Genomic DNA, 20,444 nt, shown 5'->3' with positions numbered 1-20,444 from the left:
CTCAGTGCCCGCGACAGGCCAGGGCTTCCAGAATATCCTCGATCCGTGCCGGATCGCCCGCCGCGACGACTTCGCCGATGCTGTCGGCGGTGAGCGGATCGCCCCACCAGTCGCACATGCGCCCGCCGGCGCCCTCGACCACGGGCACCAGCGCCGCGAAATCGTGCAGCTTCAGCCCGTCTTCGACGACGATGTCGAGCCAGCCCGAGGCGAGGCAGGCATAATTATAGCAATCGCCGCCGAGCACCGTGCTCATCACCGCCGAATCGAGATGTTCGAAGGCGTGGAGCTGATCGTCGCCGAACAGCGCCGGCGAGGTCGTCGCAAGCAGCGCCTTCGACAGTTCGGGGCAACTGCGCGTGGCCGCGGGCTTGCCGTTGAACAGGGTCGGGCGGCCGATCACGCCGAGCCAGCGCTCGCGCAGGATCGGCTGGTCGATCACGCCGAGCACCGGCCAACCATCGGCGACCAGCGCGATCAGGGTACCGAAGATCGGGCGGCCCGAGATGAACGCGCGGGTACCGTCGATCGGATCGAGCACCCAGGCGCGGCCGCTCGTGCCCTCGCGCACGCCATATTCCTCGCCGATGATCGCATCGTCAGGGAAGCGCGCCTCGATCGCCGCGCGCATCGCCGCTTCGGCGGCGCGATCGGCAAGGGTGACGGGCGAGGCGTCTTCCTTGGCCTCGAGCCCATGGCTGTTGCGGAAATAGGGCCGGATCGCCTCCCCGGCGAGGCCGGCAAGGGTTTCGGCAAAGGCGATCTCTGCATCGGTGACTCGCATGGCTATCGCCTAGCCGGGCCGCTCGCGCCGCGCCAGCCCGGTCAGTTCGGACTCGCGTCCGTAACAATCGGCTGGCAACACTTTGCGAATGCGCATCCTGACGATCCCCGCCGCCGCGACGATCTTGCTCCTCGCCGCCCCCGCAGCCGCTCAGCTCCGCCCGCTGGTCGAGCCGGTCGCCTCGGCCGAGGCCGCCCGGCAGGGCGTCGAGGTGTTCCTGCTCAACGAGGGCACTGCCGCGGCACCGGCCGAGGGCCCGGCCGAGATCGAGACCATCGCCAGGGACGGTGCCCATTTGCGGCTGATCATCACGCCCGACGCAGTGCTGACCGTGCAGCCCGGCGCATTCGCCAGGCTGCATTACCGGCTAGCCGCCGCCGCGCCGGCCCGGCCAGCCGAGACCGCCCAGGCCATTGAGGCGGACGCGCCCGTGACGCCCCCGGTTCAGGTCGCGACGGTCGAACGGGTCGTCACGGATTCCTCGGGTTCGTCGAGCGGCTTCTGGGATCGCTTCCGGCCGCACGAGCCGATTTACGGCGCGGCCGGCCTGGGCGATGCCGGCGCCAAGCTGCAATTCAGCTTCGCCTTCCGCGCGCTGGGCCGGGAAGACGGCCCCAATCTCACCTTCGCCTATACCCACACCATGTTCTGGGCGCTGGGGGAGCCCTCCGGCCCGTTCCGCGCGACCAATTACAGTCCGGAAGTCTATGTCGACATGCCGATCGACCCGACGACGACGGTCGGTGGCGGCTATCGCCACGATTCGAACGGGCTGGGTGTAGGCGGCTCGATCGACGTCAATCGCGTGTTCGTTCGCGCCGCCAAGGATTTCAGACTCGGCGACGGCTGGACCTTCCAGCTCGTGCCCCAGGCCTGGTTCTATGTCGGACAGCAGGGGGCCGCCCCCGATCTCGACCGCTATTGGGGCTATAGCACGCTCACTGCCTCGATCGGCCGGAAGGACGGCATCAAGCTGTCGGTGACCGGTCGCGGCAATCCGGGGACCGGCAAGGGCGCGGCGGAGGCCTATCTGTCCTATCCGCTCGCCTCCATTTCCGACGATTTGCCGCATATCTATCTCTTCGGCCAGGCATTCACCGGCTATGGCGAGGCGCTGACCGACTATAATCGCCGCGACACCCATGCCCGGATCGGCATCGCCTTCACCCGCTAGGCGCAATGCCCGCGATGGGCGGCCGCCCGAGCTAAAACCTGCCGCGCGCTGCGCATCAGGGACGCCAATTATTGGCGCAAAATCCCAATATCATTCCGCCGTTTTTCCGATTCCGGAAGAGGCCGGATAGCTTGACCCAGCAATTTCAATGCTTTGCGAGTTTGGCACGCTCGATGCAATCATCCTGGCATCGGCGGCCGGATGGTCCGGATCGCCAAGATCAGGGAATGAAACAATGTCCGTCCGTTTTCACAATGTCCAGAACCTCGCGCTCTCGTTCTTCGGTGCGCTGCTGTTCACCGCGCTGATGGTCAGTGCAGCCGTCCCCGTCGTCCCGGTCGTCTGAACCGGGACGCAGACCCAGAGAAAGACCGTAAAATGACTCGCTCCCTCGTGATCGGTTTCGCGTCCTTCGCGACAACCGCCCTCCTCATCCTCGGCCAGTACGCCGCCGTCGGCGCGATCGGCTGAGGACCCGCCCCGCCGCCCGCAGCGATAATGCGGGCGTAGCGGGGGCGAAGCGTGTAGCGTTCCGCCAGGGCATCCGCCCGATAAGGAACCGCCGCCATGGCCAAGAGCCAGAAAAAATCGAACAAGGAAGTCCGCAAGCCCAAGGCGGAAAAAGCCCCCAAGGCCAACGCGTCGAACCCTTCGAGCAAGGGCAAGGCCGTCGAAATGACCACGATCAAGAGCTGATCCATGGCCAGTGACGACGACGATTTCGTCTATGACGAAGCAAGCGGTGAATGGATCAGCGCTGCCGTTGCGCAGGCGCTATCGGCCGACGCCGATATCGTCGAAGTGCGCGACTCGGTGGGCAATCTGCTCGCCGATGGCGACCAGGTGACCTTGATCAAGGACCTGACCGTGAAGGGTGCCGGCCAGACGCTGAAGCGCGGCACCCTGATCAAATCGATCCGGCTGACCGGCGATCCACAGGAGATCGACTGCCGGTACGAGGGCATCAAGGGCTTGGTGCTGCGCGCGGAGTTCGTGCGCAAGCGCTGACGCGGACCGGCCGGGCCGGCCGGGCCGGCCCGCGCCGCCGTCGATCAGGCGTCGGCTTCGGCCAGCTCGGCCTGGGCGTTGAGCGTGCTTTCCGCCATCGCCGTCAGCTTCTCGTCGGTCGCCTTCTCTTCGGCCAGGGTTTCGGCGAGCACGCTCGCGCAGTCGGCGCGGCCAAGCTGTTTCGCCCAGGCGATCAAGGTGCCGTACCGCGTGATCTCATAATGCTCGACGGCCTGCGCCGCAGCGACCAGCGCTGCATCGAGCACCTGCTTGTCGGCAATATCGCCGGCGATCTCGTTGGCTTCCTTGATGATGCCGTCGATCGCCGGACAGGTCACTGCCTTCGGCTCCCGACCATGCATCTGGAAAACGCGCTCGAGCCGGGCGATCTGCCCTTCTGTCTCGCGCAGATGAGTCTCGAAGCCGGCCTTGAGGTCGGCTGCGGTCGCTTTTTCGATCATTTTGGGCAATGCCTTGGTGATCTGGTGCTCAGCGTAATAAATGTCCTGCAGGGTATGCACGAACAGGTCGTCGAGCGTCTCTATATCCTTGGTGAAAAGTCCCATGTCTCGTCTCCATTGATATTGGCCGGTCCGGCCACAGGGGGCGCCAAGCGGCAGCGGTGAAACGTCCACGATGCAATCAAGGTTGCGGGCGATATCAGCGGCTTGATCTGCATCAGTGCGATTCCGGAACCTCGCTAAGCTTGCCTGTGTTCTTATTATGTTCTATTCTGCGGGTATGCAGCAATGCTTCGATTTCCTGGCCGGGGATATCGTCCGCTGGCGCGACCGGCTTGGGCCGGTGCTGGACGGCCTGGGCCTCCCGGCACGCCGCAAGCCAACAGGTCAGTTCGTCAAATCGCTGATCAGCGGGCGAACGCGCGATCCGGTATCGCTGGCCGCCTATCATCGTCTGCGGGCCTGTTTCGGATCCGCATCCGGAATCGCCGCCGCCACGCCAGCTGAGGTGGAGGACATTATCGCCGACGTCACCTTCGCGCCGAACAAGGCCAGATGGCTGGTCGGCGCCCTCCGACAGATCGAGCGGGAACGCGGGAATTGCGACCTCGCCTTCCTGGGCCGACCACCGCTCGACGACGCTCTGGCGTGGCTCGAGCAGCTTCCGGGCGTCGGACGCAAGGTCGCCGCGTCGACGCTCAACGCCAGCACGCTTTCGCGGCCAGTGATGATTGTCGACAGCCATGTGCTGCGCATCCTGCAACGGCTTGGGTTCGTCACCGAAGCCGCGGATGCGCGGACGGCGAGCGAGACAGTGACCGCGGCCATGCCGGGCTGGAGCGGCGACGACTTCCTGTCCTTCCACATCGTCATGAAATATCTGGGCCAGACGATCTGCCGGTTCGATTCGCCCGAATGCGCTGCCTGCCCGCTCGCGGCCGACTGTCCGTCACGGCACGATTGACAGGCGCGGCCGGGTTCGGACATGCCGGGGGCCATGAGCGATGCGGTCAAACTCCATCCGAGCTGGCTCGAACCCCTCCGGCCCGAGTTCGACAGCCCCTATATGGCGGCGCTCAAGGCCTATCTCGTCGCGGAGAAGGCAGCGGGCAAGCGCATCTTCCCCAAGGGCAATGAGTGGTTCCGCGCGCTCGACCTGACCGCGCTCGAGGAGGTGCGGGTCGTGATCCTGGGGCAGGACCCCTATCATGGCGAAGGACAGGCGCACGGCCTGTGCTTCTCGGTGCAGCCCGACGTCCGGCCGCCGCCGAGCCTGGTCAACATGTACAAGGAAATGGCGAGCGATCTGGGCATCCAGCCGGCGCGCCACGGTTTCCTGGAGCATTGGGCGAAGCAAGGCGTGCTGCTGCTCAATTCCGTGCTGACGGTGCAGATGGGCATGGCCGCCTCGCACCGCGACCGCGGATGGGAGAAGTTCACCGACGCCGTCATCCGCCTCGTCAATGCGAAGCCCGAGCCGGTCGTGTTCATGCTATGGGGCAGCTATGCCCAGAAAAAGGCGGCGTTCGTCGACAGCGTGGATCGCGGCGGGCGGCATCTGGTGCTGAAGGCAGCGCACCCCTCCCCGCTATCCGCACATGCGGGTTTTTTCGGGTGCCGGCATTTCTCCAAGGCGAACGCCTTTCTCGAAAGCCATGGGCAGAAACCGATCGACTGGGCGTTGCCGGCCCTGAACTGACGCCGGCGCGGCCAGCGGCCAGCGACCGCACACGATATGCTGAGTCAGCCCGACCTTGCTGTGCACCAGCAACAGCTCGTCCGCCTGCCAGCTGATCGGCTCCACCTCCCAGTCGAACGCGTCGCCCTTGCGATAGACCAGGGTGAGATGCGGGCTGAAACGATAGGGCTGCCCGCGCAAGCGATCGACCCGCGCGATCGCGGCCGCGAGCCGCGCCTGCAGGTCGAACAGCGCCCCGATCCGCTCGCTCGGCCGCAGCACGACCGATCGGGCACTGCCGGTCATGCGATCCATCACGATCCGGAACGGCGGGACGGCAACGCACTCGCCGATCGCCTGCATCAGCGGAACGGCCCAGCCCGGCAGGCGCGGAAAATCCAGCTTGCACAGCGTGATGTGCAGATAGTCGGTCCGGACGGGCCAGCCGAGATCGAGCAGGCGGCGTTCCTGATCGATATGCGCCGCCACGGGTGCCGGCGGACGCAGCAGGAAGAGCAGGCGATCTGACCGTTCGAAGAACATGGCATGCGACTCGACAGTGTGTTCTCTTTATGTTCTATTCTTCGCAGCGTGTCCAGTCCCCGGTGGTGCTGGGCGCCTTGATTGAACCGGGCCAGCCCGACGATGGTTCAGTGCATTGCCTGAGGAGAGGAAGACATGACCAGGAGCCACCGCGGCGGATTCCACCATATCGACCTGACCGTCCGCGACGTCGCCGCGTCGAAGGCAGTGTACGGCCCGGTGCTCGAATATCTCGGCTATCGCTGCGTCAAGGACGAGCCCGAGGGGTGCGAATGGGATCTGGGCCCGTACGGGTCAGGCGCATCCCTGGGATTAAGGGCCTGCGACCCCGCGCTCGCGTCCCATGCTCATGAGCGCTACGCGCCGGGATTGCACCATCTCGCCTGGCGGGCGGCAAGCCGCGAGGATGTCGACCGGCTGCATGACCTGCTGATCGACCATGGGATGAGGGTGCTCGACGCGCCGGCGCATTATCCTGACTATTCGGGCGACTATTATGCGGTCTTCTTCGAAGATCCGGACGGCATGAAGCTGGAACTGGTCCACGCGCCCGGCTGGATCTGATCGACACGCCAGCGCGAATCAGCCGGCGTGCGCGCAGGTCTTTTCCGTTGCGTCGAGCCGATAGGACGCAGGATTCCTGCGCGATTCAGGTCTTTATGCATGAATTTGGCACGCGCGGTGCGTAAATCGCGCGGATTTGATGAGAAACAGCGTCAGCGATCTGATATCAACCATGATGCCCGGCGCGTCCCCGCGGCGCACCGGGAACCGAACAAACAAGATACATAAAATAACAGCAACGAGTCGCCGGCCACCAACTACATCCTATAGTATATTGCGGACAAGGCGCCTCGATGGCGCCTGCTCGTCTGGAATATCTTCGATTCATGCTCAACGATCGTTTATGGATAAGCCGCAACCATTGCGGTATGTTTCGGAGAGGCTTGCCGGGGGAGAATCGCTCTCTCCGAGAAAGGCACCGTGCCTTCCAGGGGACATGGCGGCATCGCCATGCACGCTGGTCGGCGATGAATTCGCCCTGTGCCGGGCCGACATAGCTCTTCGAGGAAGCAGATCATGCAGCGACGACCGGAAATGTGCATCGTCAACCGCGAGCTGGTGGAGGATCTGGAACCCCTGGTCGGATCGCAGGCCGAGGTGATGCAGCGGCTCGGCATCAGCTGGAACAGCTGGATCAAGATCGTCGCCGGGTTGCCGGTGCGCAAATCGGTCGGCCAGCGGCTGAAGGAGCGCGCCCTGGCCCAGGCCGCCACCGTGCAGGGCCTCAGGACGAAATTCCCGTGCAGCTCGGCGCCCGACGGCATCAACCGCGCGGCGCTGGAGAGCGTGTTCATGGCGCCCGCCGCCAATGACGCCGGGCCGGCGACGCGCCCTCCCGGCTATGGCCTGCGCGGCGTGCGGCAGGCGCGGTCGTTCGCGATGAGCGAGGGTGCGCCGGGGTGATCCCACGGCGCGAGCGCCGATGCCGTCATTTCCCACCACTGTCCGACCATCGGGCCGCGCGGATACATATCCCGCTTCTCCCATCCTCATTTCGCCGCGTGATCGAAGGGCGGCGACAGCGCGGATGAAGTAGTGGGCTAGCCTGCGGCGTGATTGAATCGACACGAAGACGGTGGTCGTGCGGGCGAATGTCAGTAGGGTCGCTGACATTGAAGGCAACAAGTCCGGCTGGCCGGAAATGGCCCCCGCCGCCCTCGCGGTCCACGCCTCTCTTTACAACTTGTTTACCATGTGGCCCGATAGTTTCCCGGACGATCCGGCGGGGAAAAGCCATGCGATCCAGTGTTTTCGGTGCCGCCCAGGCCGTCTGGCGGCGATGGTCGCCACCGCCGCCGGCCGAAATACGCGACAGCCTGGTCGCCTTTCAGTTCGCCAGCATCCACCGCCAGATTCCGACGCTCCACCTCGTCGCGCTGATCAACATCGCGCTGGTCGATTATGTGCTGTGGCATCAGCAGGTGCCGCTGCGCGACTATGGCTGGACGGTGATCGGGGTCGCGTTCAGCCTGTGGCGACTGGCCGAATGGCTCCGCCGGCCGGAGACCGGGGGCGACCCGGTCGCGATCGCCCGGTTCCTGAAGGGCACCCGCATCGCGGCGATCGCCTCGGTGGCGCTGGTCAGCGCGTTCAGCGCCGCAAGCTTCGCCGAAGGCGGCCTGGGCTATCCCCTGCTGATCCCGATCTCGCTCGCCTTCGGCACGTTCAGTATCGCGCATTGCCTGGCGCCGCTGCGCCTCACCTCGATCGCGACGCTGCTGATCGGCATCCTGCCCTCCGGCGCGGCGATGATCGTGTCGGGCGATTTCATGGCGATGGTGCTGGGCGTCAGCATGATCAGCGTCGCGCTGCTCAACATCGGCTTCCTGCGCGATTATCACCGCCAGATGATCGAGACGCTGATGCTGCACCGGCGCGTCGAGACACTGGCCAATGCCGATCCACTGACGGGCCTGCCCAACCGGCGCGCGATCTGCGAGGCGATCGAACGGGCGCTGGCCGAGGCCGGACGGAGCGGCGAGCGGGTGACGGTGGCGCTGGTCGATCTTGACGGGTTCAAGGAGGCCAATGACACGCACGGCCACCATGTCGGCGATTCACTGCTCAAGGTGGTGGCTAAACGCCTGACCCGGCATGCCGGACCGGGCGCGCTGGTCGGGCGGCTGGGCGGTGACGAATTCGTGCTGATGCTGCGCGAGGACGCGGGCGAAACGTCAGTCGACGCGCGGCTGGCCGGGGTGATCGCTCGGCTGTGCCGGCCGACGCAGATCGGGGAGCTGGATCTGCCGGTATCGGGCAGCCTCGGCTATGCGTCCTGCCCCGGGGACGGGCTCGATCTGGATGCGCTGCTGCAGGCGGCGGACGAGGCGCTGTACGCAGCGAAGCGCGGCGGCAAGGGGCGTGCGCTCCGGGTGGAGGCCGGCCGGCGGGTGGCCTGACGCTTGCGGAATCGCGCGCCGCGGCGCATTCATTGCGGCGGAGAGAGGGGTCGGGGGGCGCCGATGAAGCTGTTCTTGTCCGCTGCCGGGGCTATCGCCGCCTTGCTGGTGTCGTCGCCGGCCATTGCCCGCGACTATTATTATTTCAACAAGCCCGCGGTCGATCGCCAGACCTATCTGGAAGACCGGCTGGCCTGCGACGCACTCGCGGGCGGCGTGGCGCGCATCTCGCCCGACACGACCGAGATGAACCGGCAGATCTGGCAGAACAACAATCTGACCACGGGCCAGTCGGCCGCTGCGGCGGGCATCGCCAACCTGCTGGCCGGCTTGCTGGCGGGCAGCGAGACGCGGCGACTGCAATGGCAGGTCGAGCGCATCTGCCTGGCCGACAAGGGCTATCGCCGGTTCGAGATGGACAAGGCCGACTGGAAGGCGATCGAGAAGACCGGGGACGTCGCCGCGCGGATCGACAAATGGTTCACGCTCGCCTCCAGCACCGCACCACCGGGCAAGGAAATGTACGAATGAGGGCATTGATGCGCGCGGTACTGGCGCTGGCATTGCTGGTCGTGGCGCCCGCCGCGCCGGCGAAGATCACATCGACCGGCCAGCTCAAGGCCGACAAGGCTTATCTGCTCGTCCAGGTCGACCCGGTGGTGGTCAAACTGATGGGCACGAGCCGGATGGTCACCGGAATCCTCTTCGCGCCCTATGACGTGCAGGCGAGGCAGGTGCGTGCGGGCGTGACGGCGCAGAACGACCCGATCGCGAAAGACGGCAAGCGCCGCCTGTTCCTGCTGGAGATCGACCCCGGCACCTGGGTGATCGCCGGGACGGGCGGTAGCGGCGCGTCGCTGGGATCGGCGGATACGAGCTTTTCGCTGGGCAGCTATCATTTCCAGGCCAGGGCTGGCGACGTGCTCGACCTGGGCGTGTTCGAGCCGCAGCGCGAGGAGACGGACAATCCAGATGCCAAGCTGACCAGCGGCAAGCTGATCGGGATGATGTTCCTGCACCAGCGGATCGAGCCGGTGCCGAACCGACTGGAAATCCGCCCGCGGGCAGAGGGCGATATCGCAATACCGGCGTGGCTGGCTTCACGGCCGCTGGTGCAGCCGGCGTTCGTCTATGGCGGCACCTTCGGCAACAGCCTGGGCGGGCTGGTCAATCGCATCGACGGCAAGGAAGGGCGCGGCCGGGCGGTTGGCACGGCAAGCTATCTGTCGAAGCTGGGGCAGCCGGTGGCCGAGCCGGCCGGGGCGGCAGCTTCCGAGCCTTGAGGGGGCCGCAAGTCCGGCAGCTCTCGCCCGACAATCGATAACGGTTGCAAAATAGCACGACCGTTCGTACTAAAAATGCATGAAAGCGGATGCGACTCGTGCACGGGTGATCGAGGAAGGGCTGCAGAGCCTGAGCCAGGGCGGGCTTGCCGCCGTCACGATCGGGCGGCTGGCCGAGGCGACCAGCCTGTCCAAGAGCGGCCTGTTCGCTCATTTCCGATCGCGTGAATCGCTGGAGATCGCGCTGATCGAAGAGGCCGTCCGAGTCGCTCGGCACCATGTGGTGGAGCCCGCGATGCGCAATCCGCAGGGGCTGCCGCGGCTGATGGCGCTGGTGGGCCAGTGGTTCGGCTGGTCGGCCCGCGCGGGATTGCGCGGCGGCTGCCCGATTGCCGCCGCGCTGTTCGAGCTCGACGACGCGCCGGGCGCGGTGCGCGACCGGGTGGCGGCGCTGGACGCTGAGTGGCGCGGGCTGCTGCGCGCCGAGGCCGGGGCGGCGGTGGCGCTGGGCCATCTGCATGCGGACACGGATCTGGACCAGCTCGTCTGGGAACTATGCGGCATCTATCTCGCGCACCATAGCGCGATGCGTTTCCACCGCGACCCGGACGCCGACCGGCGCGCGCAGACGGCGCTGGTCGCGTTGCTGCGGCGAAGCGGTGCCGACCCTGCCGATCTCTAGCGCCGGAGCAACTCCATGGCCTCCTCTGCCGCCTCGTCGGCGATCATCGACGACCTCGCGCAGCTGCGGCGGCTGCGCCTCGCCTCCTTCGTCGAGGCGAGCACATTGCTGATCCTGCTGCTGGTCGCGGTGCCGCTCAAGCATGTCCTCGGCTATGCTATGGCCACGCGCATCATGGGGCCGGTGCACGGCGCGGCGTTCGTCGCCTATCTGTGGAGCATGATCGCCACCGTCTCGGGCGGCGGCTGGTCGCGGCGCGAGACGCTCCGGCTGGGCGTGGCCGCGTTCGTGCCGTTCGGTGGCTTCCTCAATGCCGGGCTGCTGCGCCGCAAGCGGGCGGCGCTCGCCGCCGGACTGGAGCGGCGGTGATGCCCTATCTCTGGGTGAAGGCAGCGCATGTCGCCGCTGTCCTGCTCTTCATCGGCGGGCTGTTCGCGCAGAGTGTCGCGGTGGCGGCCGGCCGGCTGGGCGAGCCGGCCATGGCGGCACTGGTTGCCACCTGGGACCGGCGCGTGACGGTGCCGGCGATGCTGCTGCTGTGGCTGACCGGTGCGACGATCGCGGTGCAGGGGGCGTGGTTCGGGAGCGGGTGGCTATGGGCGAAGCTGAGCGTCGTGGTGGCGCTCACGGGGCTGCACGGGGTTCAGTCTGGCAGGCTGCGGCGGCTGCGAAACAGGGCCGAAGTTGACGCGCGCCCGCCCGCCCTTGGTATCGCGACGTTCATCGCATGCGCGACCACGCTCATTGCGCTGCTGGTAGTCGTCAAACCGTTTTGAGACTGAGGCGGGGGCGGGCGTCGTATCGGCGCGTCAGCGCGGCGTGGGGCGCCGCACCGCGATCACGCCGGCGGCGATGAAGGCAATGAGCGCGAGGCCCTGGGCGATCGCGAAGGGCGGCTCGGTGCCGGTCGGCGCGAAGGCGTTGAGGAAGGGGATCTTCTGAAAGCCCTGCACGATCCCGACAAAGACGTTGAGATAGAGCGCGAAGACCGCGGTGATCGTATAGACGGGGCGCCAGATGCCCGCCCGCGCGAAGCCGTACAGCGCGACCAGCGCCACGGCGAGATCGACCAGCGAGATGGCGCCGACGATGTGCGGCGGGCCGATCACCTTGATCGGGAAGAAGAAGCCGGTAACGCTGGTCAAGATGGTGAAGACCAGGAAAGCGAGGTTCCAGCCCTTGAGCCATCGTCCGCCGAGCAGCGCCGCGAGGAAGACGAGCCCGGTCAGGATGCCGATCAGGCTGATGATCGTGTGAAGCTGCGTGAACGCCGGCACCGACAGTCCGAGAATCATTGGCCCACCCCCTAGTTTTGCGCAGAGTATATCGTGGGCGTGGCGTCGACGAGGGGTTTTGTGTCGGCAGCGGAATGAAAATTGTGCCGGATACGGAACGCGCCGTGGATGCGCGCAGTGGCTTCGGCACTCGGCCGAAAGCGTGCGGAACGGCATCTTCCCGCCCGGCGGCACCGAGACCTTGGTATGAGATCAACATTGCTGGTAATCCGCCATTGTCCTGACGACGCGGCAGGCATTTTTAGACAAGGTCCCTCGCATGACCGAAAAACGTCCGGATGGCATCAGGGACTATCACGAACCCGCGGGCGGTTGGGGTGCGCTCAAGGCGGTCGCGGTCGCCCTGAAACGCCAACAGGTGATCGTCCAGGGCAGCAAGACGCTGTTGAAGAACAACCAGCCCGATGGCTTCGACTGTCCAGGCTGCGCCTGGCCCGACCCCAAGCACACCTCCGCGTTCGAATTTTGCGAAAATGGTGCGAAGGCGGTCGCGTGGGAATCGACGGCCAAGCGCGTCGATCCGGACTTCTTTGCCGCGCACAAGGTCGCCGACCTTTGGGAGCAGCCCGACCATTGGCTCGAAGGCCAGGGCCGCCTCACCCATCCGTTGCGATACAATCCGGCGACCGACCATTATGAAGTCGTCGCCTGGGAAGAGGCGATCGCCGATATCGGCGCCAGGATGGCGGCGCTAGACCATGCGGACCAGGCGGAATTTTACACGTCGGGACGCGCCTCCAACGAAGCCGCTTTCCTGTTCCAGCTCTATGCCCGCGCGTTCGGCACCAACAACTTCCCCGACTGCTCGAACATGTGCCACGAGGCGACATCGGTCGGGCTGCCGAAGTCGATCGGCATCGGCAAGGGCACGGTCAGCCTCGACGATTTCGACCACGCCGATCTCATCCTGTCGATGGGCCATAATCCAGGGACCAATCACCCGCGCATGATGACGTCGCTGCACGACGCAGCGAAGCGCGGGGCGACCATCATCGTGCTCAATCCATTGAAGGAGCGCGCGCTCGAGCGTTTCCAGGCGCCGCAGGAACCGGTCGAGATGGTGACGATGCGCTCGACGCCGATCGCCTCGGCCTATTTCCAGGTCAGGATCGGCGGCGATGCAGCGGCGCTGCGGGGCATCTGCAAGGCCTTGATCGACATGGACCGCGCCGCCACGGCGGCCGATACCGCCCCGGTGCTCGATCACAGCTTCATCGCGGGGCACACCGCCGGCTTCGACGCCTTCGCCGCCGATCTCGACGTCATATCCTGGGCGGAGATCGAGCGCGGCAGCGGCCTGGCCCGGGCCGATCTCGAACAGGTCGCCAGGGCCTATGCCGCCGCCGAGGCAACGATCGTCTGTTATGGCATGGGGATCACCCAGCATCGCACCGGCACCTCCAATGTCCAGCAGATCGCCAACCTGCTCCTGCTGAAAGGCAATATCGGCCGCCGCGGCGCGGGCATCTGCCCGTTGCGGGGCCATAGCAACGTCCAGGGCGATCGCACCGTCGGCATTACCGAGATCCCGACCAAGGCGTTTCTCGACCGGATGGAATCGGTCTTCGGCTTCGTTCAGCCGCGCAAGCACGGCCATTCGGTCGTCGATGCGATCGCGGCGATGCGCGACGGGACCTCGAAGGCGATCATCAGCCTTGGCGGCAACCTCGCGGTCGCGGGTCCCGATCCGGCGGCCTGCTTTGCGGCGTTCCGCAATCTCGATCTGTCCGTCTCGCTCGCGACCAAGCTTAACCGCACGCACCTGCTCACCGGCAAGACGACCTATATCCTGCCCGTACTCGGCCGTACCGAGCTCGACGAGCAGGCGACCGGCGTCCAGTCGGTCACGGTCGAGGATTCAATGTCGATGGTGCACGCCTCGCGGGGTTTTCTCGCGCCGCCGAGCGACATGGTGCGATCGGAACCCTGGATCATCGCCCGGCTCGCGCGCGCGACTCTGGGCGACAAGGTGCCGGTTGACTGGGAAATGCTCGCCGGCGACTATGCCCTGATCCGCGACAGGATCGAAGCGGTCTTCCCCGATTTCGAGGCCTATAATGACCGCATCCGCCAACCCGGCGGCTTCCACCTGCCCAATTCCGCTGCCGAGCGGGTGTGGAAGACGGAGAGCGGCAAAGCCAATTTCCTGATCTTCCCGCATGGCGATGACGGCGTCGACACGGAGCAGCCCGACATCTTGCGCCTGACCAGCCTGCGCGCGCACGATCAGTACAACACCACCATCTATGGGCTGGACGATCGCTATCGCGGGGTATTCGGGCGGCGCGACGTCCTGTTCCTGAATGTCCGCGACATGGCGCGCCTTGGCTTTGCCGAGGGCGATGTGGTCGATGTCGAGACGGCGCTGACTCATGCCCATCCCGACCGCGTCGTGCGGGCGCTGACGATCGTCCGCTATGATCTGCCGGATGGCTGTTGCGGCGCCTATTATCCCGAAACACAGCCGCTGATCGCGCTCGAGGATCACGATCCGGCTAGCCTGACGCCGTCGTACAAATCGGTCCCGGTGCGGTTGCGACGCGCGTCTCCGGCGGACCTCGCCACCGCTACCGTTATTCGCGCGGGCCTGGTCGGGCGTGCGGACGACGCGTCTCGGGCGCGGGGATCCGTCGCGATGCAGCAATCGCCCGCCGATCCGTCCGAGCGGTGAGGGGTCGCCTTACCGGTCGGGTGAACGCCGCGTTCGCGAATGGCGATGTGGAAGATCGATGAATCGCTCCATACCCGGCACGTTCGACCGGATCGCCAGAAACGGCGATCGCGACCCCGTGACCCGCGCGGTTGCGGTGGAGAAGCCCATCGCGATCGAATTCAATGGCATCGGCTATGCCGTCATGATGGCTACGCCGCAGGATCTGGAGGATTTCGCGGTCGGCTTCGCCTTGAGCGAGCGGCTCATCGAAGACGATCGCGACGTTCTGGCGATCGACACGCATGAAGCGGCCGCCGGCGTCGTTCTTCGGGTTCAGCTCCCGGCCGCGAATGCCGCCAGAGTGGTCGACCGGGTCCGCCACCGGGTATCCGATTCCTCGTGCGGCCTTTGCGGGATCGACAATCTCGAACACGCCCTGAGGCCGCTCCCGCGGGTGACGGCAGCGAACGGCATCGCGGACCACGCGATGTTCGCTGCGCTGGAGCAGCTTGGCGACCACCAGCCGCTCAATCGCGCAACCGGTGCTGTCCACGCAGCGGCCCGATGTTCGGCGGATGGATCGATCCTCGACGTGCGGGAGGATGTCGGGCGCCATAATGCCTTCGACAAGCTGATCGGCGCCATGGTGAGGGCAGACATCCGGTGGGATGGAGGCTTTGCCTTGCTGTCGTCGCGCTGTTCCTATGAGCTGGTCGAGAAAGCGGCTCTCAGCGGGTGCCCGACGCTGGTGACGATCTCGGCCGCAACCGACCTTGCGATCGAGCGCGCTCGATCCTGTGGCCTGAGGCTGATGGTCCTGGCCCGACCGGATGCCGTGCTCTCGGTCGCTGGAGGGAGCGACGCGCCATGATTCTCGGTGCGGTTCTCGCCGGGGGCATGTCGCGGCGATTTGGAACGGACAAGGCCATGGCCCTGTGGCGCGGCCGGCCGCTGCTGTCGCATGCAGCGGAGGCGCTTGCCCCCCATTGCGATCTCGTCGCGGTCTCCGGCGGCAGTCGTGCCGTGATGGGCTTCCCGGCCATCCCCGATTGGCCACGCGACGATCTCGGCCCGCTGGGAGGGATTTGCGGCGCGATGCGGCACGCCAGCGACATGGGTTTCTCCACCGTCCTCACCATCGCCTGCGACACGCCTGTCGTCCCGGCATCCGTCTTCGTCAGCCTGCTCGCCGCGAAAGCGCCGGCGGTTGTCCGGGGGATGCCGGTTATCGGATGCTGGCCGGCGGACCTGGCCAGCGATTTGGCGGATTATCTGGAGCGGTCGCCGGAGCGGTCGATCATGGGCTGGGCGGAGCAGATGGGCGCGATCCAGATCGAGGTGGAGCGGCCTATTCCGAACGTCAATCGTCCGGATGATCTGGCTGGGCTCACAGCGCCTTGACGGCTTAGGTGCCGGTCAGGACGGGGCGAGTTTAGTATAGTGTCCCTGAGACTCCCAGGTCACAGGAGGTGCACTTCCAGCCTGCGCCGCGCAGGCGGTCCAGCGCGGAGGGGGCTTTTTACGGCCGAAGAATTTCATAGAGATTCTCGGTCATGACCAATGGCCTTTTCCGCCGTCTCGCTTGGGGAGGCCCCTCCACCATTCGCAAAGGGCGAATGGTCCCCCTCCCCCTGCTGCGCAGAGGGAGGAATGAGAGGGGCGCCTCACGTTCGCGTAAACCTCACTCGGCGGCCGGCAGGTAGATCTCCCCGCCAGTTTGACGGAATTTCTCGCTCATTTCATCCATGCCCTTTTCGGCATCGGCATTCGCAAAGCGCGCCCTTGCCGCATCCCCCTCCTGCGCCGGTGCGGCGGCAAGGAAGTTGTCTACGCCGCTGTTCTGCTTCGCCGCGAAGTCGCGCACCTCTTGCGTGATCTTCATCGAGCAGAATTTCGGCCCGCACATCGAGCAGAAATGCGCGGTCTTGGCGCCTTCGGCGGGGAGGGTCTGGTCGTGATATTGCTCCGCCGTGTCGGGATCGAGCGACAGGTTGAACTGGTCGCGCCAGCGGAATTCGAAGCGGGCGCGGCTCAGCGCGTCGTCGCGGAGCTTCGCGGCCGGGTGGCCCTTGGCGAGATCGGCGGCGTGGGCGGCGAGCTTGTAGGTGACGACACCCACCTTCACATCGTCGCGGTCGGGGAGCCCGAGATGCTCCTTGGGGGTGACGTAGCAAAGCATCGCCGTGCCGTACCAGCCGATCATCGCGGCGCCGATGCCGCTGGTGATATGGTCATAGCCCGGCGCGATATCGGTGGTGAGCGGCCCGAGCGTGTAGAAGGGCGCCTCGCCGCAAACCTCGAGCTGCTTGTCCATATTCTCCTTGATCTTGTGCATCGGCACATGGCCGGGGCCTTCGATCATGACCTGGACGTCGCTCTTCCAGGCGCGGTGGGTGAGTTCGCCGAGGGTATAGAGCTCGCTGAACTGCGCTTCGTCATTGGCATCGGCGATGCTGCCGGGGCGGAGACCATCGCCGAGGCTGTAGGCGATGTCATACGCCTTCATGATCTCGGTGATCTCGTCGAAGCGTTCGTAGAGGAAGCTCTCCTTGTGGTGCGCGAGGCACCATTTCGCCATGATCGAGCCGCCGCGGCTGACGATGCCGGTGACGCGCTTCGCCGTCATCGGCACGTACGCAAGGCGCACGCCGGCATGGATGGTGAAATAATCCACGCCCTGTTCGGCCTGCTCGATCAGCGTGTCGCGGAAGATATCCCAGGTCAGGTCCTCGGCGACGCCGCCGACCTTTTCCAGCGCCTGGTAGATCGGCACGGTGCCGATCGGCACGGGGGAGTTGCGCAGGATCCATTCGCGCGTGTCGTGGATGTTGCGGCCGGTCGACAGGTCCATCACCGTGTCCGCGCCCCAGCGGATCGACCAGACCATCTTGTCGACCTCCGCCGCGACGTTCGAGGCGACGGCGCTGTTGCCGATATTGGCGTTGATCTTGACGAGGAAGTTGCGGCCGATCGCCATCGGCTCGGATTCGGGGTGGTTGATGTTGTTGGGGATGATCGCGCGACCGCGGGCAACCTCGTCCCGGACGAATTCGGGCGTGACGTGATCGGGGATCGAGGCACCCCAATCCTGGCCGTCGCGGATCAGCTTCTCCTTGGCGGCGGCGCGGCCCATATTCTCGCGGATCGCGACATATTCCATTTCGGGCGTGATGATGCCGCGGCGGGCATAGTGCATCTGGCTGACATTGGCCCCGGCCTTCGCGCGCAGCGGACGCTTCACGACATTGGGGAATTGCGGCACGCCGGCGGAGCGATCCGGGCCGGACAGGCCGTTGTCCTCGGGCCTGATCTCGCGCGCGTCATAGCTTTCGACGTCGCCGCGGCCGATGATCCAGTCGCGGCGGAGCGACGGCAGGCCGGCGTTGATGTCGATGATCGCCTTGGGATCGGTGTACGGGCCCGAGGTGTCGTAGACGCGCAAAGGCACTTCACCGCTCGACGGCTCGAGCATGATCTCGCGCATCGCCACGCGCCATTCGCCGACATGGATCTTGCGCGAGCCGCGGATCGGGCCAGTGGTGACGCCGATTTCGGTGCGGGCGGGGATGTCGGCCATGGGTGTTCGCTCCAATATGCGGAGCGAGGACGGATTTCGGGTGAAAGCCGCTCCCTCCCTCCGCCGGTCTCAACCGGATCAGGTTCGGCGGGTCGGGGGCTGCAGCCCCCCTCTCAGGCGCGCATCAGCGCCCCCCCGGGGATGGGACGGACCCTAGGCGTGTCAGCGCACAAAGAAAAGGCCGCGCGACCCAAGGGTCGCGCGGCCTGTCTCTTTGCGATCCTGCCAGGTTCAGTTGGCGGCGCTGGTCTTGAAATAGGTGCTGATCACGCCGTTGGGGTAGAAACCCCCGCCGACCACCGCCGAAGAGGAGGTGTACAGCACATTGAGCGCCTGGCCGGGGGTACGGCCGAAGACGATGCCGTCGATATTGGTCGGCGTGACGTTGGCGGTGCTCGCATTGCCGGTGACCCCCTGATCATTGTCGCTGGCGCCGTCGAATGAATCCCGGGCGTTGCTGAGCTGATCGGTCGCCGAGCGCGCGGCGGTGCCACGGGCATAGAGCTGCGAGCGGACCATCGCGGCGTGGAAGGATTTCGTCGCCAGCGCGTCCGCCGCCGCGTTGAGATAGAGCAGGTTCGCGATCGACGGCGCCGTGCCGATATAGGCGCTGACGATGACGTCCTGCAGCAGGAAGGCGCCGAGCAGGAAGTTGGTCTCGCTCGAATAGGGATCGAACTGATCGGCGGGACCGATCAGGCCCGCCACGCGCGCCAGCCGGGTGAAGCCGCCGGTGATGCTGTTCGAGATGTCGATCACCGGCTGGGCGGAAACCGCCGCCGAGCCGATCGCCGAGCGCAGGAAACCGAGCAGGGCGAGCTCGCCCGCCGCGATCTCGCGCGCATATTGGCCGAGCAGGGCATCGGTGAAGGTCACCTGAGTGCCGCCCGTCACCGCGCCCTGGGTGCCGGTGCCGGTGAGCAGCGCGGCACCGCCGCCGGGCAGGGTGGCCGAGGCGGGGATCGCCTCGACACCGGTGCCGGTGGTCGCGCGGATGAAATATTGCGTGACGAGATATTGCAGCTGAAGCGTGAAGTTGAGGTAGTCGACGTCGAGCGCGACCGTGGAGGTCGAGGTGGGCGACGGCGTGGGCGTGACGGTCGAGGTGGGCGTCGGCGTTGGCGAGGTGTCGTTGCTGCCGCCACAGGCAGCCAGGCCCATCGCCACGGTGGCGCTGCCGGCGAGCAGCAGGAAGCGCCGGCGCTGCCCGAAGCTGCGGTCGTCGGCGGGGCCGGCCATGTCGAGCGCCGGGATCGGGGAGTCGGTATCGGTCATCGTGAAATCTTCCCTTTGGGGAGCACAGGTGCGATCAGTTCGCCGAGCTGGTCTTCACCGTGCCGTTGAGGCCGGCGGTGAAAAAGCCGCCCAGGCTGACGGCAGCGCTGTTCAGATAGAGAATGTTGAGCACCTGGCCGGTCGAGCGGCCGGCGATGAGGCCGTCCGCGCCGGCGGGCACGACGTTCGACACGATATTGCCGCTGACCGTGCTGGGCGAAATGCCCTGATCGAGATCTGCGGTGCCATCGAGCGTATCCCGGACGTCGGAGATCTTGTCAGCGTTCGTCCTGAGCGCCGGCGTCGCCACGCCCTTTGCATAGAGCAGCGACCGGATCACCGCGGTGTGATGCGAATGTGTCGAGACCAGGCCGAGGACCTTGCCGAGGAACGTCTTGTCCGAGATCGAGGCGGCGGCGCCGGCAAAGGCGGTGACGAGCACGTCCTCGAAGATATAAGCGCCGAGCAGGAAATTCTCGTCGCTGGCATAGGGATCGAACGCGCCCGCGGCAGCGATGCCGGCGGCGACCGCCATCTTGCTGAACGCACTGGTCGTGCCGGTGCCGAGATCGATCGCCGGCTGAGCGGTCGCACCGTCGGTGCCGAGCGTGGCGCGCAGGAAGGAGACATGCGCCGCCAGGTCCTGCTGGATCTCGCTGGCATATTGAGCGACGAGCGGATCGGTGAAGGTCACCTGACGCGCGCCGGTGGCGGCGCCGGCGGTACCGACCCCGGTCAGCATCGCGGCGGGAAGGCCGGCACCGGTGACGGCGAAGCTGTAATATTGCGCGGCGAGATATTCGAGCTGGAGCAGGAAATTGCCCATGTCGTTGTCGACGATCGTCGCGGCCGAGGCCGAGGTGGCGATCGACAAGGCACCGGCGCCCGCCGCGGTCGCCGCGGCGGCGCCGAGCGCGGCCCTGAAGAATTCGCGGCGCTCGTTACGCAGGTTGCTTTCCGGCTGGAGGGGCGACTCACTACCCTCGATCAGCTGCTGGTCGTCGGTCAAAATGACCTCTCCTTGAGATGGTGTCCCATGACAGGACGGATTCAGCCACCGTTTCCCGT

Annotated in this window: 23 protein-coding genes and 1 riboswitch; of the genes, 16 read left to right on the top strand and 7 right to left on the bottom strand. The window is 66.1% G+C overall.

Translation table 11 applies throughout. From position 1 onward, the window contains the following. Position 1: 1 nt before the first annotated feature. The gene (hisN, locus tag ACZ1I5_RS21825; protein WP_465171327.1) at positions 2 to 784 is read right to left on the bottom strand and encodes a histidinol-phosphatase; all 783 of its coding nucleotides are present in this window, start codon (positions 782 to 784) and stop codon (positions 2 to 4) included. A gap of 88 nt (positions 785 to 872) precedes the next feature. Here hisN and ACZ1I5_RS21820 point away from each other — a divergent pair, with 88 nt between their 5' ends. The 3 genes from ACZ1I5_RS21820 (at position 873) to ACZ1I5_RS21810 (ending at position 2,966) form a co-directional block, all read left to right on the top strand. Beyond that, positions 873 to 1,958, top strand: a complete 1,086-nt coding sequence (locus ACZ1I5_RS21820; RefSeq protein WP_465171326.1) for a phospholipase A — start codon at positions 873 to 875, stop codon at positions 1,956 to 1,958. A 567-nt stretch (positions 1,959 to 2,525) separates the two neighbouring features. Beyond that, on the top strand, positions 2,526 to 2,654 hold the full coding sequence (locus ACZ1I5_RS21815) for a hypothetical protein (protein WP_372856315.1): 129 nt from the start codon (positions 2,526 to 2,528) through the stop codon (positions 2,652 to 2,654). 3 nt (positions 2,655 to 2,657) lie between these two features. Further along, on the top strand, positions 2,658 to 2,966 hold the full coding sequence (locus ACZ1I5_RS21810; RefSeq protein ID WP_465171325.1) for an alkylphosphonate utilization protein: 309 nt from the start codon (positions 2,658 to 2,660) through the stop codon (positions 2,964 to 2,966). Positions 2,967 to 3,010: 44 nt separating this feature from the next. Here the strand turns inward: ACZ1I5_RS21810 and ACZ1I5_RS21805 are convergent, their stop codons facing one another. Further along, positions 3,011 to 3,532 carry a YciE/YciF ferroxidase family protein gene (locus ACZ1I5_RS21805; RefSeq protein ID WP_465171324.1) on the bottom strand — a complete coding sequence of 174 codons (522 nt, stop codon included), beginning with the start codon at positions 3,530 to 3,532 and terminating at the stop codon, positions 3,011 to 3,013. A gap of 175 nt (positions 3,533 to 3,707) precedes the next feature. Here ACZ1I5_RS21805 and ACZ1I5_RS21800 point away from each other — a divergent pair, with 175 nt between their 5' ends. After that, positions 3,708 to 4,391, top strand: coding sequence for an endonuclease III domain-containing protein (locus ACZ1I5_RS21800; RefSeq protein WP_465171323.1), 684 nt, complete (start codon positions 3,708 to 3,710; stop codon positions 4,389 to 4,391). A 33-nt stretch (positions 4,392 to 4,424) separates the two neighbouring features. Further along, a complete protein-coding gene (ung, locus tag ACZ1I5_RS21795) occupies positions 4,425 to 5,126 on the top strand; it encodes a uracil-DNA glycosylase (RefSeq protein WP_465171322.1) in 702 nt (233 codons plus the stop codon). On the opposite strand, the gene ACZ1I5_RS21790 is transcribed toward ung, so the two are convergent. Further along, positions 5,016 to 5,648, bottom strand: a complete 633-nt coding sequence (locus ACZ1I5_RS21790) for a 2'-5' RNA ligase family protein (RefSeq protein ID WP_465171321.1) — start codon at positions 5,646 to 5,648, stop codon at positions 5,016 to 5,018. The genes ung and ACZ1I5_RS21790 overlap by 111 nt on opposite strands. Before the next feature lie 135 nt (positions 5,649 to 5,783). Here ACZ1I5_RS21790 and ACZ1I5_RS21785 point away from each other — a divergent pair, with 135 nt between their 5' ends. The 8 genes from ACZ1I5_RS21785 (at position 5,784) to ACZ1I5_RS21750 (ending at position 11,352) form a co-directional block, all read left to right on the top strand. After that, entirely contained in the window at positions 5,784 to 6,212 is a 429-nt protein-coding gene (locus tag ACZ1I5_RS21785) for a VOC family protein (RefSeq protein WP_465171320.1), read from the top strand. Positions 6,213 to 6,728: 516 nt separating this feature from the next. Continuing rightward, positions 6,729 to 7,115, top strand: a complete 387-nt coding sequence (locus tag ACZ1I5_RS21780; RefSeq protein ID WP_465171319.1) for a hypothetical protein — start codon at positions 6,729 to 6,731, stop codon at positions 7,113 to 7,115. Between the two features lie 332 nt (positions 7,116 to 7,447). Next, complete coding sequence (locus ACZ1I5_RS21775) at positions 7,448 to 8,611, top strand: diguanylate cyclase domain-containing protein (protein ID WP_465171318.1); 1,164 nt, start codon at positions 7,448 to 7,450, stop codon at positions 8,609 to 8,611. 63 nt (positions 8,612 to 8,674) lie between these two features. Further along, positions 8,675 to 9,142, top strand: a complete 468-nt coding sequence (locus tag ACZ1I5_RS21770) for a hypothetical protein (protein ID WP_465171317.1) — start codon at positions 8,675 to 8,677, stop codon at positions 9,140 to 9,142. After that, a complete protein-coding gene (locus ACZ1I5_RS21765; protein WP_465171316.1) occupies positions 9,139 to 9,894 on the top strand; it encodes a hypothetical protein in 756 nt (251 codons plus the stop codon). Before ACZ1I5_RS21770 ends, ACZ1I5_RS21765 begins: the two co-directional genes overlap by 4 nt. Positions 9,895 to 9,973: 79 nt before the next feature. Then, a complete protein-coding gene (locus ACZ1I5_RS21760; RefSeq protein ID WP_465171315.1) occupies positions 9,974 to 10,576 on the top strand; it encodes a TetR/AcrR family transcriptional regulator in 603 nt (200 codons plus the stop codon). Between the two features lie 15 nt (positions 10,577 to 10,591). Then, a complete protein-coding gene (locus ACZ1I5_RS21755; protein WP_465171314.1) occupies positions 10,592 to 10,945 on the top strand; it encodes a DUF3817 domain-containing protein in 354 nt (117 codons plus the stop codon). Next, entirely contained in the window at positions 10,945 to 11,352 is a 408-nt protein-coding gene (locus ACZ1I5_RS21750; RefSeq protein WP_465171313.1) for a CopD family protein, read from the top strand. The genes ACZ1I5_RS21755 and ACZ1I5_RS21750 overlap by 1 nt, the downstream gene beginning before the upstream one ends. 33 nt (positions 11,353 to 11,385) lie before the next feature. Here the strand turns inward: ACZ1I5_RS21750 and ACZ1I5_RS21745 are convergent, their stop codons facing one another. Continuing rightward, the gene (locus tag ACZ1I5_RS21745; protein WP_465171312.1) at positions 11,386 to 11,871 is read right to left on the bottom strand and encodes a hypothetical protein; all 486 of its coding nucleotides are present in this window, start codon (positions 11,869 to 11,871) and stop codon (positions 11,386 to 11,388) included. A gap of 259 nt (positions 11,872 to 12,130) precedes the next feature. Between ACZ1I5_RS21745 and ACZ1I5_RS21740 the strand changes: the two genes are divergently transcribed. From ACZ1I5_RS21740 to ACZ1I5_RS21730, 3 genes are read left to right on the top strand one after another with little or no spacing between them, the layout of a single operon-like run. Then, the gene (locus ACZ1I5_RS21740; RefSeq protein WP_465171311.1) at positions 12,131 to 14,542 is read left to right on the top strand and encodes an FdhF/YdeP family oxidoreductase; all 2,412 of its coding nucleotides are present in this window, start codon (positions 12,131 to 12,133) and stop codon (positions 14,540 to 14,542) included. A gap of 58 nt (positions 14,543 to 14,600) precedes the next feature. After that, positions 14,601 to 15,395: a formate dehydrogenase accessory sulfurtransferase FdhD gene (gene fdhD, locus ACZ1I5_RS21735; RefSeq protein ID WP_465171310.1), complete on the top strand. Its 795-nt coding sequence runs from the start codon at positions 14,601 to 14,603 to the stop codon at positions 15,393 to 15,395. Next, positions 15,392 to 15,925 carry a molybdenum cofactor guanylyltransferase gene (locus tag ACZ1I5_RS21730; RefSeq protein WP_465171309.1) on the top strand — a complete coding sequence of 178 codons (534 nt, stop codon included), beginning with the start codon at positions 15,392 to 15,394 and terminating at the stop codon, positions 15,923 to 15,925. The genes fdhD and ACZ1I5_RS21730 overlap by 4 nt, the downstream gene beginning before the upstream one ends. A gap of 280 nt (positions 15,926 to 16,205) precedes the next feature. Here ACZ1I5_RS21730 and thiC read toward each other — a convergent pair whose 3' ends face one another. The 3 genes from thiC to ACZ1I5_RS21715 form a co-directional block, all read right to left on the bottom strand. Then, complete coding sequence (gene thiC, locus ACZ1I5_RS21725; protein WP_465171308.1) at positions 16,206 to 18,101, bottom strand: phosphomethylpyrimidine synthase ThiC; 1,896 nt, start codon at positions 18,099 to 18,101, stop codon at positions 16,206 to 16,208. A gap of 38 nt (positions 18,102 to 18,139) precedes the next feature. After that, positions 18,140 to 18,248, bottom strand: a riboswitch (TPP riboswitch). Positions 18,249 to 18,332: 84 nt separating this feature from the next. Continuing rightward, the gene (locus ACZ1I5_RS21720; RefSeq protein WP_465171307.1) at positions 18,333 to 19,376 is read right to left on the bottom strand and encodes a ferritin-like domain-containing protein; all 1,044 of its coding nucleotides are present in this window, start codon (positions 19,374 to 19,376) and stop codon (positions 18,333 to 18,335) included. A gap of 34 nt (positions 19,377 to 19,410) precedes the next feature. Then, positions 19,411 to 20,385, bottom strand: a complete 975-nt coding sequence (locus tag ACZ1I5_RS21715; protein ID WP_465171306.1) for a ferritin-like domain-containing protein — start codon at positions 20,383 to 20,385, stop codon at positions 19,411 to 19,413. Positions 20,386 to 20,444 lie beyond the last annotated feature (59 nt).

This window comes from Sphingomonas sp. BL-S-30 (assembly GCF_055521475.1).
This window is presented reverse-complemented; position numbering and strand designations above follow the sequence as displayed.